Source organism: Serratia sp. JSRIV001, from assembly GCF_019968745.1.
In the GTDB taxonomy this organism is placed as follows: Bacteria; Pseudomonadota; Gammaproteobacteria; order Enterobacterales; family Enterobacteriaceae; genus Chania; species Chania fonticola_B.
On record NZ_CP074147.1, the window covers coordinates 5,074,338 to 5,086,563 of the forward strand.

Annotated in this window: 10 protein-coding genes; 7 read left to right on the top strand and 3 right to left on the bottom strand. The window is 56.1% G+C overall.

Annotated features, from left to right (window positions below; translation table 11 throughout):
• Nucleotides 1–203: 203 nt before the first annotated feature.
• From yqhD to KGP17_RS23545, 4 genes are all read left to right on the top strand, one after another.
• Nucleotides 204–1,367: an alcohol dehydrogenase gene (yqhD, locus tag KGP17_RS23530; RefSeq protein ID WP_024529132.1), complete on the top strand. Its 1,164-nt coding sequence runs from the start codon at nucleotides 204–206 to the stop codon at nucleotides 1,365–1,367.
• 156 nt (nucleotides 1,368–1,523) lie between these two features.
• On the top strand, nucleotides 1,524–2,570 hold the full coding sequence (locus KGP17_RS23535) for an NAD(P)-dependent alcohol dehydrogenase (protein ID WP_223498488.1): 1,047 nt from the start codon (nucleotides 1,524–1,526) through the stop codon (nucleotides 2,568–2,570).
• A gap of 87 nt (nucleotides 2,571–2,657) precedes the next feature.
• Nucleotides 2,658–3,473 (top strand): 2,5-didehydrogluconate reductase DkgA, encoded by an 816-nt coding sequence (gene dkgA / locus KGP17_RS23540; protein ID WP_024529134.1) that lies wholly within the window; start codon nucleotides 2,658–2,660, stop codon nucleotides 3,471–3,473.
• A gap of 139 nt (nucleotides 3,474–3,612) precedes the next feature.
• Nucleotides 3,613–4,218 (top strand): transglycosylase SLT domain-containing protein, encoded by a 606-nt coding sequence (locus KGP17_RS23545; RefSeq protein WP_024529135.1) that lies wholly within the window; start codon nucleotides 3,613–3,615, stop codon nucleotides 4,216–4,218.
• Nucleotides 4,219–4,349: 131 nt separating this feature from the next.
• On the opposite strand, the gene KGP17_RS23550 is transcribed toward KGP17_RS23545, so the two are convergent.
• On the bottom strand, nucleotides 4,350–6,515 hold the full coding sequence (locus tag KGP17_RS23550) for a YgiQ family radical SAM protein (protein ID WP_223498489.1): 2,166 nt from the start codon (nucleotides 6,513–6,515) through the stop codon (nucleotides 4,350–4,352).
• Between the two features lie 87 nt (nucleotides 6,516–6,602).
• A complete protein-coding gene (locus KGP17_RS23555; RefSeq protein WP_223498490.1) occupies nucleotides 6,603–7,337 on the bottom strand; it encodes a GntR family transcriptional regulator in 735 nt (244 codons plus the stop codon).
• A gap of 216 nt (nucleotides 7,338–7,553) precedes the next feature.
• Here KGP17_RS23555 and KGP17_RS23560 point away from each other — a divergent pair, with 216 nt between their 5' ends.
• The 3 genes from KGP17_RS23560 to KGP17_RS23570 are packed head-to-tail and all read left to right on the top strand — an operon-like array spanning nucleotide 7,554 to nucleotide 10,902.
• Entirely contained in the window at nucleotides 7,554–8,570 is a 1,017-nt protein-coding gene (locus tag KGP17_RS23560; protein WP_223498491.1) for an ADP-ribosylglycohydrolase family protein, read from the top strand.
• 8 nt (nucleotides 8,571–8,578) lie between these two features.
• Nucleotides 8,579–9,976 carry a cytosine permease gene (locus KGP17_RS23565; protein ID WP_199063198.1) on the top strand — a complete coding sequence of 466 codons (1,398 nt, stop codon included), beginning with the start codon at nucleotides 8,579–8,581 and terminating at the stop codon, nucleotides 9,974–9,976.
• A complete protein-coding gene (locus tag KGP17_RS23570; RefSeq protein WP_211136067.1) occupies nucleotides 9,973–10,902 on the top strand; it encodes a PfkB family carbohydrate kinase in 930 nt (309 codons plus the stop codon). The genes KGP17_RS23565 and KGP17_RS23570 overlap by 4 nt, the downstream gene beginning before the upstream one ends.
• Before the next feature lie 36 nt (nucleotides 10,903–10,938).
• On the opposite strand, the gene KGP17_RS23575 is transcribed toward KGP17_RS23570, so the two are convergent.
• On the bottom strand, nucleotides 10,939–12,198 hold the full coding sequence (locus tag KGP17_RS23575) for a nucleoside permease (RefSeq protein WP_211136066.1): 1,260 nt from the start codon (nucleotides 12,196–12,198) through the stop codon (nucleotides 10,939–10,941).
• Nucleotides 12,199–12,226 lie beyond the last annotated feature (28 nt).

Below are 12,226 nucleotides of genomic sequence, written 5' to 3' on the forward strand. Positions count from 1 at the left end.
GTTCTCCATCAGCAAGCCCCTCTAGTAGCCTGAATAATTCGACACGGATAATAACCATAAAGATGCTATTTCTACAGTGTAGTGTAGAAATAGGCAAGACACCGACAGGAATGTGCATTGTGCGATCGGGCCAGGTTACCGACAATAGACTCCAGCTATTTTGCGCCGCTGGCGCTTCCCTGACACGAAAAGAGAATACGATAATGCAAAACTTCATCCTCCACACCCCAACCAAAATCCTGTTCGGTAAAGGCCAGATTGCCGAATTAGGCAAACAAATCCCGGCAGACGCCCGCATCCTGATCACCTACGGCGGTGGCAGCGTGAAGAACAACGGCGTACTGGATCAGGTCTATGCCGCGCTGGCTGGCCGCAACGTACAGGAGTTTTCCGGTATCGAGCCTAACCCGACCTATGAAACCCTGATGAAAGCGGTAGAAATCGTGCGGGCAGAAAAGATCGACTTCCTGCTGGCCGTCGGCGGTGGCTCGGTGGTTGATGGCACCAAATTCATCGCGGCGGCGGCCGACTACCAGGCCGATCGCGATCCGTGGCATATCCTGAAAACCGTGGGCAGCGAGATCGTCAGCGCAGTACCGATGGGTTGCGTGCTGACCTTGCCAGCGACAGGCTCCGAGTCCAACAGCGGCGCGGTGATCACCCGTAAAAGCAGCGGCGACAAACAGCACTTCTTCTCCCCGCTGGTGCAGCCTCTGTTCGCCGTGCTCGATCCGGTGGTGACCTATTCGTTGCCTCCACGCCAAATCGCCAACGGCGTAGTGGACGCCTTTGTCCACACCATTGAGCAATACCTGACTTACCCGGTCGATGCCAAGGTGCAGGATCGCTTTGCCGAAGGCCTGCTGTTAACGTTGATCGAAGATGGCCCACGTGCGCTGGCCGAACCGGAAAACTATGCGGTGCGTGCCAACGTGATGTGGAGTGCCACCATGGCGCTGAACGGCCTGATCGGTGCCGGTGTGCCACAAGACTGGGCAACGCATATGCTCGGCCATGAACTGACCGCCATGCACGGTCTGGATCATGCGCAAACCCTGGCCGTCGTCCTGCCTGCCTTGCTGGTAGAGAAAAAAGCCCAGAAACGCGAAAAACTACTGCAGTACGCCGATCGCGTCTGGGGCCTGCGTGAGGGCTCCGAAGAAAGCCGTATCGACGGTGCAATCGCCGCCACCCGTGCCTTCTTTGAGCAAATGGGCGTGCCAACCCGCCTGTCTGATTATCAACTCGACGGTAGCTCTATCCCTGCGCTGCTCGACAAATTGCATCAGCACGGTATGACCGCGCTGGGCGAGCATGGAGATATTACGCTGGAAGTCAGCCAACGCATTTATCAAGCGGCACGCTAATTGCCAGCACACGATTTCATCGCAACATCACAGTTTCCTGCTAGGCTTTAGTTTCTACTTACCGTGCCCGACCGATCATCGGGCACGGTTGTGCGCCTTATCCGCGCTTTCGATCGCATCGCATAACATCGTCTCGTTAACCCATGGGAGAATTTTATGGCGAATCAATCCAGCTCCGTATCTGACAATAGTATTCGTGCCTGGGCCGCGCCCGGCAAGGGACAGCCGCTTGAACCTTTTACCTTCGACGCCGGTGCCTTAGGCGACGATGAGATTGAAGTTGCTATTGATTACTGTGGCGTCTGCCACTCCGACCTCTCCATGCTGAACAATGAATGGGGCATGACCCACTACCCGTTCGTACCCGGCCATGAGGTGGTGGGTAAAGTCACCAAGTTGGGTGCCCATGCGCAGAACAAAGGGCTGAAGATTGGCCAGGTGGTGGGCGTTGGCTGGAATCGCGGCAGCTGTATGTACTGTCACCCCTGTATGTCTGGGGATCAGCATCTGTGCAACGAGGTACAACCTACCATTATTGGTCGCCACGGCGGTTTTGCCGATCGCATCCGCAGCCACTGGGCCTGGGCGATCCCACTGCCGGAAGGCGTTGACGTGACCAGTGCCGGGCCGTTGTTCTGCGGTGGGATCACGGTGTTCAACCCACTATTGCAATACGATGTCCGCCCGACACAGCGCGTTGGCGTGGTCGGTATTGGCGGCCTGGGTCACATGGCGATCCGCTTTATGCACGCCTGGGGCTGTGAAGTCACCGCCTTCACCTCGTCCAACAGCAAACGCGACGAAGCACTTTCGTTGGGAGCTCACCGCGTAGTGGCAAGCAATGACAGCGCCGCATTACAGGCCATTGCCAATCAACTCGACTTTATTCTGGTCACCGCCAGCGCCTCTTTAGATTGGGACGCCTTTATCGGTACCTTGGCCCCGAAAGGCCGCCTGCACTTCGTTGGGGCGATCCCCGACCCGGTACCCGTTCAGGTGTTCTCGTTTATCAGCAAACAGGCTGAACTTTCCGCTTCGCCTACCGGCGCCCCTTCACGCCTGGCTGACATGCTGGCCTTCTGCGCCCGCCATGGCATAGAGCCACAGGTAGAACATTTTCCATTGAGCAAGGTCAACGATGCCATCGCGCATCTGGAGGCGGGCAAGGCCCGTTACCGTATCGTACTGGATATGCACGCTTGAGGTCGCAAACTCGGCAAGCACTGAGGTGGCGAACTAAAATTCATGTAAGCAGGCCTTGGCCTGAAAGCAGTCATAAGGAGATAACGCATGCAACCCATCATCAAACTCCACGATGGTAATCTGATGCCGCAGTTGGGTCTCGGCGTATGGCAAGCCAGCATTGAAGAAACCACGCAGGCCGTCACCAAGGCGCTGGAAGTCGGCTATCGCTCCATCGATACCGCCGCGATTTACAAAAATGAGGAAGGGGTAGGTGCCGCGCTGCAAGCTACCTCGATCCCACGTGAAGAGCTATTTATCACCACCAAGCTGTGGAACGACGATCAGGGCAATCCGCAGGCAGCACTGGAAACCAGCCTGAAAAAGCTGAAGCTGGATTACGTCGATCTCTATCTGATCCACTGGCCGAAACCGGCACAGGATCAGTATGTCGAAGCCTGGCGCGGCTTGATCAAACTGCGTGAGCAAGGGCTGGTGAAAAGCATCGGCGTCTGTAACTTCCACACACCACATCTGCAACGCCTGCTGGATGAAACCAGCGTCGCGCCGGTGATCAACCAGATCGAACTGCACCCGCTGCTGCAACAGCGCCAGCTGCGCGCCTGGAATGCCACCCACCATATCGCTACCGAATCCTGGAGCCCGTTGGCGCAAGGGGGCGAAGGCGTCTTCGATCAACCGCTGATCAAGAAGCTGGCAGAAAAATACAACAAGACGCCTGCACAGATCGTCGTGCGCTGGCATCTGGACAGCGGCCTGATCGTGATCCCGAAATCGGTTACACCCGCGCGCATTCGCGAAAACTTTGAGGTATTTGATTTCAAACTGGATAAGGATGAACTGGGCGAAATCACCAAGCTGGATATCGGCAACCGCCTAGGGCCGGATCCTGATTCTCTGTAAACATGGCGGGGCCGCACTGTCGGCCCCGTTGCTATATTGTTGGTAGCCTCTCGCGTTAATTGGCTTTTAACCCAAGATCTTATCGGTCGCTGACGCTATGATATGGCGCAGCAATCCGATCACAGCAGCTTGGAGTTTCATGACTTTCTCTTTCTCATCTTTGCCGCGCCTGACCATGGTGTTAATGCTATTGGTGCTGGCAGGCTGTTCCAGCAAGCACCAGCGCACCAGCCACAATCCTCACGCCTATGACGATGAAATCGAAGACGCGGCCGACGAATACAAAATCGATCGCAAGCTGATCGCCGCCATTATTCAGGTAGAGTCCGGCTTTAACCCTAAAGCTGTCAGCCCTTCCAACGCCATCGGCCTGATGCAGCTTAAGGCGAACACCGCTGGTTGTGATGCCTACCGTTTTAAAGGCAAACGCGGCTGCCCGGATGATGACGACCTGTTGGATCCAGAAACCAATATCGATCTGGGGGCGGCCTATATCGGGGCGCTGCAACAGCAGCAACTGAAATGGATTGACGATCCGGTGACCCGCCGCTATGCCACTGAGGTGGCTTATGCCAACGGCGCGGGAGCCTTGCTACGTACCTTCTCCAGCGATCGCCAAAAAGCCATCAGAATGATCAACAGCCTGTCACCGGAAGCCTTTCACTGGCATGTGCGCCAGTACCATCCGTCACCACAGGCACCGCGTTATATGCTGAAGGTCGAGGCGGCGTATAACAGTTTGTAGCCTGGCAATAGCTAGCTCCATAGAGTCTTCCCTGAAAGGGATAACAAAATAATATCCTCACCAAGGGATAATTTATGGAATATCCCCTAGAGGGGATAAAAGAAAGGGAGCCGCTTGGGCTCCCTGCTCTATCAGGCCTTACCGTTGCGGATAGGCTTGCGCGGTGGCTTGTTGGACGGTGTGCGCTGGCGGGTAATGTCCGTGTGCTTGGTCAACGCCGGGCGGGTATGCCGCTGTAAGCGCTTGGCCTCGCGCTGCTCGTCAATGCTCGGTGCTGGCACCAGGCATTCGCGACGGCCACCAATCAGGTGCTTCATTCCCATCTCTTCCAACGCCGTACGGATCAGCGGCCAGTTAAGCGGATCGTGATAGCGCAACAATGCCTTATGCAGGCGACGCTGGCGATCGCCCTTCGGAATAAACACGTCTTCACTCTTATATCCCACCTTACCCAACGGGTTCTTGCCGCTGTAATACATGGTGGTGGAGTTCGCCATTGGCGACGGGTAGAAGTTCTGTACCTGATCGAGACGGAAACGGTTTTTCTTCAGCCACAGCGCCAGATTCACCATGTCCTCATCGCGGGTGCCCGGATGCGAGGAGATAAAATAAGGGATCAGATACTGCTCTTTACCTGCCTGTTTGGAATACTGATCGAACAGCTGCTTGAAGCGATCGTAGCTCCCCATCCCCGGCTTCATCATCTTGGACAATGGCCCGGTTTCGGTATGCTCCGGCGCGATCTTCAGATAGCCGCCCACGTGATGGGTCGCCAATTCCTTGATATAACGCGGATCCTCAACCGCCAGATCGTAACGCACCCCGGAGGCGATCAGGATCTTCTTGATCCCTTCCAGCTCACGGGCGCGGCGGTAGAGTTTGATGGTCGGCTCATGGTTGGTATCCATATAGGTACAGATTTCCGGATACACACAGGAGGCACGGCGGCAGGTTTGCTCGGCACGCGGGTTGGTGCAGCGCAACATATACATGTTGGCCGTTGGGCCACCCAGATCGGAGATCACCCCGGTAAAGCCTGGCACCTTGTCGCGGATCTCTTCGATTTCACGCACGATCGAATCTTCCGAACGGCTCTGGATAATGCGTCCTTCATGCTCGGTGATTGAACAGAACGAACAGCCACCGTAGCAGCCACGCATAATGTTCACCGAGAAGCGGATCATATCGTAGGCCGGGATGCGCTCTTCGCCATAAGATGGGTGCGGAACACGCTGGTACGGCAGGGCAAACACGCTGTCCATTTCCGGGGTGGTGAGCGGGATCGCCGGTGGGTTGATCCACACGTAGCGGTCGCCATGTTTTTGCATTAACGCACGGGCGCAGCCAGGGTTGGTTTCATGATGCAGGATGCGCGAAGTGTGGGCATACAGCACCTTGTCCGCCTTCACCTTTTCGAAGGAAGGCAACAGCACGTAGGTTTTTTCCCACGGCTTGGGTTTGGCGGCACGTACGGTGACCGGCTTGGCGTCTGGCTCTGGCGTGCTGCCATCGGCACAGGGCAAATCTTCACCGTAAGGATTAGGGATTGGCTCGATACGGCCCGGCTTGTCCAGGCGAGTGGAATCCACCCCGCTCCAGCCCGGCATGGCCCCTTTACGCATCACTGCGGTGTTACGGATATCGTGGATATCCTGAATTTTTTCACCCGCCGCCAGGCGATGCGCCAACTCCACCAGCGGACGTTCGCCGTTGCCGTAGATCAGCATATCAGCCTTGGAGTCCACCAGGACCGAGCGGCGCACGGTATCCGACCAGTAATCATAATGGGCAATACGGCGCAGACTGGCTTCGATACCGCCCAGGATGACGGGCACATCTTTATAGGCTTCTCTACAGCGTTGGCTATAGACCAGCGTGGCGCGATCCGGGCGTTTGCCGCCCACGTTACCGGCGGTATAGGCATCGTCATGACGCAGCTTACGATCGGCAGTATAGCGGTTGATCATCGAGTCCATATTGCCAGCGGTCACGCCGAAGAACAGGTTCGGTTTGCCCAAACGCATAAAGTCTTCTTTGTTGCTCCAGTCCGGCTGGGCAATGATCCCCACGCGGAAGCCCTGAGCCTCCAGCATGCGGCCCACAATCGCCATGCCAAAGCTTGGGTGATCGACGTAAGCGTCCCCGCTGATCACAATCACATCACAGCTATCCCAGCCTAATTGGTCCATCTCCTCACGCGACATCGGTAAAAATGGCGCGGGGCCAAAACATTCGGCCCAATAAGGCTCGTAGGAGAACAATTCACGTTCGGGTTGGATCAGGCTGGTAGTGCTCATTCGGGTGCTCTTGTGCAGGTTAATTTATCGCCGGGCGGCGATTATACGCACTCGCCGCCAAAAGAGCATGGTTATTTCTCAGATAACTCAGCTTTTGACCTCAAACTCGTACACATCGCTGCGGCACAGCGTTTCGCTGAACTCCAGCACTTCGCCCTGGGCGTTGCGGCTGGTCTGGACAATGCGTAACAGCGGTGTGCCGCTTTGCACATTGAGCAAGCTGGCGTTTTCGTCACTGCTGGCAACCGCCTTCAATAAAAAATGCCTGCCCTCTGGCACAATACCTCGCGACTTCCATAGGGCATACAGCGAGTGTTCCAGCTCTTCGGGATCGGGCAGAAAACGGGTCGGGATATAGGTGGTTTCCAACGACACCGGATTGCCATCCATCAACCGCAGGCGACGTAGCTTGACCACGATACTGTCGCTTGCCAACTCCAGCGCCTTGGCTACCTCGCAGGGTGCCTTTATGCAGGAACGCAACAGCCATTGGTTACTGACGCTGCTGCCACTGCGTAAAACCTGCGCGGTAAAGCCGTTATCCTGATTGAGGGAATAGCCGATGTGCATAGCCACTCGAGTACCAATGCCCTGTTGGCGCGAGACCAGCGCTTTTTCTTCCAGCAACCTCATCGCCTTACTGACGGTGACCCGTGACAAATCCAATGCTTCAGCCAGCATGCGTTCGGGCGGTAAAAAATCGCCAACGCCCAAGACACGCTGTTTAATGGCAATTTCGAGGGAATTCGCCAGCTGGATGTAACGTGGTGCCGCCGCTGCCTGTGAAAACTGCTGACGCAGCAAGGCAATAAAATCATTCATCGGACCCACCTCTGATTTGTTCGCATTCCTCAAGCCGCCTCGTTTTTACCATATTTGTCACATTCAGGGTAATTACATCATGCGCGCTTGCATTGGACTTAGATTGGAGTCACATTTTTCAACCATTGGACTTTAATTGGATCCATTTTACAGTTAACATTAGCAACACTGATGTTTTACATCGGTTAGCACCAACACCAGGGAACACCCATATAAATGAAAAATATAAAAAATCCTCACCACGCCATACTCGGAGCGCTCTATGGGCAAGCCGTGGGCGATGCGATGGGGATGCCGTCAGAACTGTGGCCATTACAACAGGTTAGTGATTATTTTGGTTGGATCACCAGCTTCCTGCCTGGCCCGGCAGAAAATATCGCAGCAAACGGCTTTATCGCCGGGGAATACACGGATGACACCCAGCAGGCAGTGGCCTTGATGGATGCGCTGTTGGCCGCAGAGGGCCGGATCGAGCCGGAACGTATAGCTCACCACATCATGCTGTGGGCAGAACGGATCGGAGCCTTTGAGAAAAATATCCTTGGCCCCAGCTCCAAAGCCGCGCTGTTGGCGTTCCGCGCCGGTACGCCGGTAGCAGAGATCGCCGCTAACGGCGTGACCAATGGAGCGGCCATGCGTGTAGCTCCGTTAGGTTGCCTGCTGCCAAGCGGCGATTTGCCAGCCTTTATCACAGCGGTAAGGCTGTCTTGCAGCCCGACCCACAAATCGGATATCGCCGTAGCTGGCGCTTTTGCCATTGCCTGGGCCGTTAGCCGGGCTGTCGAAGGTGCGGATTGGGCCACCATCAAGCAAGAACTGCCCGCACGGGTAGAGCAGGTGCAACAGCAACATATCACCACCTTCAGCCCTTCGCTCAGCCGCCGTCTGGTTTGGGCGCTGGAGTTCACCGCTAACCTGGGCCATCTGCCGGATAGCGAAGCATTGGCGGAGCTTTACCATACCGTCGGTGCCGGGATGGACACTATCGAGTCAATCCCGATGGCGTTGGCACTGGTTGAACTGGCAGACACCGATCCGCAACGTTGTGCGATCCTGGCCGCCAATCTGGGTGGAGATACCGATACCATTGGTGCCATGGCAACGGCAATCTGCGGAGCCTTACGCGGCGTAACCGCCTTCCCGGCGGAGTGGATTGCCACGATCAATAGCGCCAATCAAATAGATTTTGAGCCCTACGCGGCCGCTCTCCTTAGGCTGCGAAAACAGGAATAAATCGCACTATGAGTGAAATCAACCGCAGTGAGACATGGAAAGTAGAAAGCACAGGCATCGATCGCGTACCGGATGCTGAGCAGACAGGTAAACCGCTCGAGCTGTTCTGGATATGGTCTGCCGCCAACATCGGCATTCTTGGCGTGGTGTACGGGGCAATTATTGTCGCGTTTGGCCTGTCCTTTATCCAGTCCATCCTGGCCGCATTGGTCGGGGTAGCCAGTTTTGCTTTGGTCGGTTACACCAGCTTCGCCGGCAAACGTGGCCGTACCTCTACTTTGACCTTATCGCGGGTGATTTTTGGCCTGAAGGGCAACATTGCCCCCACCACCTTCAGTTGGATCAACCTGATGGGTTGGGAAGCGGTGAACGTCATCACCGGCACACTCACCCTGGCGGCGCTGTTCCAGGCCATAGGCCTGGGTGAAAGCCATTCCCTTACCGCTTTCAGCCTGTTGCTGTTTGGTGGCTTGACCATCGTGGTCAGCCTGCTGGGCCAGAACACGGTAGTCTGGATGCAGAGCTGGTTCAGCCGGATATTCGGCACCATGACGCTGATTGTGGTGCTGTATATCGTCTTTACCACCGAATGGGGCAAAGTGCTGTCACTGCCTTCCGGCAGTTGGTTGACCGGCTTCCTGCCTGCCGTTTCGGTGATCGCAGCAGGTACCGGTATCAGCTGGGCCATTGCCGGGGCCGATTACAGCCGTTATCAAAGCCCAGAATCTTCAGATAAAAGCATCTTTGCCGCCGTAGTGGGCGGTGCCTGTCTGCCCCTGATCCTGCTGATGTTCACCGGCATTCTGCTTTCGGTACAGCTGCCGGATCTGGCCAGCGCCGCCAACCCGATTGCGTTAATCGGCTCGGTACTGCCAAAGTGGATGGCCATCCCTTATCTGTTGGCCGCGACCGCCGGTATCGTCACTATTGCCGTGCTCAGCCTCTACTCCGCCAGTCTTAACCTGCTAACGCTAGGCGTGAAGGTGAAACAATCGCTGGCCGTCTCCATTGACGCCGTGGTGATCCTTGGCATCGCCATCTATGTGCTGTTTATTTCTGGCGACTTTATGGGGCCATTTATCTCTTTCCTGGTGTTCTGCGGGGTATTCCTTGCCGCCTGGGAAGCCATTTTCATTCTCGATTATGCTAAAGTGCGCCGTCATCATGGTTACGACGGTAATGCCCTGTACGGCCTGAACGGCCAGAACCGCGGCGTGCGTAAGGTGCCACTATTCTGCTGGTTCCTCGGCGCCTTGTGCGGGCTGCTAGTGACCAAAACCGGCTTTATCGATGGCCCATTGGCTAAAGGCCTGTTCGCTGATTCCAGCCTGGGGCTGTTCGTTTCCTTCCTGGTCAGCCTGGTTGCCTATGGCCTCTATCTGGCAAGTAACAAAGGACAGCAATGAGTGAATTTGTCGCAGTAAAACCCATTCTGGTGGTAGGCGGTGCCGTAGGTGACGTAGTTCTCACGCTGCCAAAGCTGCCAGCCAGCGGTGAAGATATCGAAGCGCAGCCACAAGAGCGGCAGATTGGCGGTTGCGCCTTCAACGTAGCACGGGCGCTACGCCGCCTGGATGTCCCCGTGATTAACGGTATGCCGGTTGGTAGCGGAGACTGGGGAGCGGCCATCGAAGCCGCCATGCAGGAACTGGATCTGCCGGTGCTGCTACGCCACGGCCAACTGGATAATGGTTGGTGCCTGGCGTTGGTGGAACCCAACGGTGAACGTACTTTTGTTACCGTGACCGGTTGTGAAGCCCATTGGAATAAGGCGCAACTGGCCACCCTGCCGCTAACGCCAGAAACGGTGGTCTATGCCAACGGCTATGAACTGGTGGGAGAACCCGGTGAAGCACTGAGAGACTGGCTTACCCGCCTGCCGTTCGATCAGTGGCGGCTGCTGGATCCCGGCCCGCGCGTCGATCAACTAGGTGAAGCGTTTTTCGCCATGCTTAGCGATAGCCACACCTTACTCACCCTCAACCGCGACGAAGTCGCGATCTTGTGTGGGGAAGGCGACGCCGTCAGCGCCGCACAACGTTATGCCACAGCGCATAACATTACCCTGATCTGCCGGTTGGATCGTGACGGTGCCTGGGTCTGTGATGGCCGCAATGAACCGCAGCATGTGCCCGTTTACCCGGTTGACGTCGTTGATACCATCGGCGCGGGGGATGCCCACTGCGCGGGTTTGCTAGCCGGGCTTTCCGCTGGCCTGTCGTTGGTTCAAGCGGTCGATCTTGCCAACCGCGTGGCCGCCTGCGTGGTGGCCAGCCGTGGTGCCGCCGGAGCTCCAGACTGGCAACAACTGCAACAGCGTTTTCCTGCCTGATATCACAGGGGCTGAACTCAGCCCCTGTGTTTTACCTCAATGCGCCTTCTGCAGCTCGCCGCTCATCGCTTCCGGCCGATGTTGGTAGTTGAAAGACAGGGCAAAAATCACCCCCAGCACCAGCGTATAGGCGGCAAACACCAGCCAGATACTCTGCCAATCTTTCACCCCGTTATGGGTGAAGAAGTCCACAACCTCGCCGCTGGCGATGGCTCCAACGTAAGCCCCTGCACCGTTGACCATGGTCATAAACAGCCCCTGAGCGCTGGCACGGATGCGGTGGTCGGTTTCTTTCTCCACAAAGATGGCGCCGGAAATATTGAAGAAATCAAACGCGCAGCCGTAAACGATCATTGAAAGCAGGAGCAGTAGGAAGCCGAACCCGGCAGGCGTACCGTAGGCCAGGAACAGGAAACGTAACGTCCAGGCCGCCATGCTGATCAGCATCACCTGCTTGATGCCATATCTCCGCAGGAAGAACGGGATGGTGAGGATGAAAAACACCTCAGAGATTTGCGACAGGGAGAGCAGCACCGAAGGATAGCGCACGCTGAGGCTGTCCTGATACAGCGGGTTAAGCGAGAAATCGTGCAGGAACGGATTGCCGAAGGTATTGGTGATTTGCAGCGCCGCCCCCAGCAACATGGCAAACAGGAAGAACACCGCCATGCGTTTTTGCTTGAACAGCACGAATGCATCCAGCCCCAACATGCTGACCCAGCTTTGCGAGCGTTTCACCTTGTTGGTCGGGCAATTTGGCAACGTCAGGGAGTAGATTGCCAATAGCAGCGACACCGCGGAAGCCAGATACAACTGCATATTGCTCAGTTCAATGCGGCTAAAGCTGATTAGCCACATCGCCAGAATAAAGCCCACGGTGCCATAAACCCGCACCGGCGGGAAATCCTTTACCGTATCAAAACCGTGCTTTTCCAGGCAGAAGTAAGAGATAGCGTTGGAAAGCGCCATGGTGGGCATATAGACCATCGCGTTGAACAGCATGACCCAGAACATCACCATCGGCTGATCGACCTGTGCGGCGTAGTACAACGCCACCGCCCCCAGCAGATGACACAGGCCATACAGACGGTTGGCCTTGATCCAGCGATCGGCAATGATCCCGGCCAGGCTTGGCATGATCAGCGCGGCGATCCCCTTCGAACTGTACACCATACCAACCTGCGCCCCGCTGAAGTGCAGGGTGTTGATCATGTAGGAACCCAACGTCACCAACCAGGCGCCCCAGATAAAGAACTGGAGAAAAATCATCACCTTCAATCGTGTTTTTATTGCCATTACCATCACCTTATTGTTGTGATTTACG

Excerpts from the sequence above, each read along its gene's own strand:
- dkgA (WP_024529134.1), top strand. The coding sequence starts at position 2,658 with ATGCAACCCATCATCAAACTCCACGATGGTAATCTGATGCCGCAGTTG.
- KGP17_RS23555 (WP_223498490.1), bottom strand. The coding sequence starts at position 7,337 with ATGAATGATTTTATTGCCTTGCTGCGTCAGCAGTTTTCACAGGCAGCG.
- KGP17_RS23550 (WP_223498489.1), bottom strand. The coding sequence starts at position 6,515 with ATGAGCACTACCAGCCTGATCCAACCCGAACGTGAATTGTTCTCCTAC.
- KGP17_RS23545 (WP_024529135.1), top strand. The coding sequence starts at position 3,613 with ATGACTTTCTCTTTCTCATCTTTGCCGCGCCTGACCATGGTGTTAATG.
- KGP17_RS23570 (WP_211136067.1), top strand. The coding sequence starts at position 9,973 with ATGAGTGAATTTGTCGCAGTAAAACCCATTCTGGTGGTAGGCGGTGCC.
- KGP17_RS23575 (WP_211136066.1), bottom strand. The coding sequence starts at position 12,198 with ATGGCAATAAAAACACGATTGAAGGTGATGATTTTTCTCCAGTTCTTT.
- KGP17_RS23565 (WP_199063198.1), top strand. The coding sequence starts at position 8,579 with ATGAGTGAAATCAACCGCAGTGAGACATGGAAAGTAGAAAGCACAGGC.
- KGP17_RS23535 (WP_223498488.1), top strand. The coding sequence starts at position 1,524 with ATGGCGAATCAATCCAGCTCCGTATCTGACAATAGTATTCGTGCCTGG.
- KGP17_RS23560 (WP_223498491.1), top strand. The coding sequence starts at position 7,554 with ATGAAAAATATAAAAAATCCTCACCACGCCATACTCGGAGCGCTCTAT.
- yqhD (WP_024529132.1), top strand. The coding sequence starts at position 204 with ATGCAAAACTTCATCCTCCACACCCCAACCAAAATCCTGTTCGGTAAA.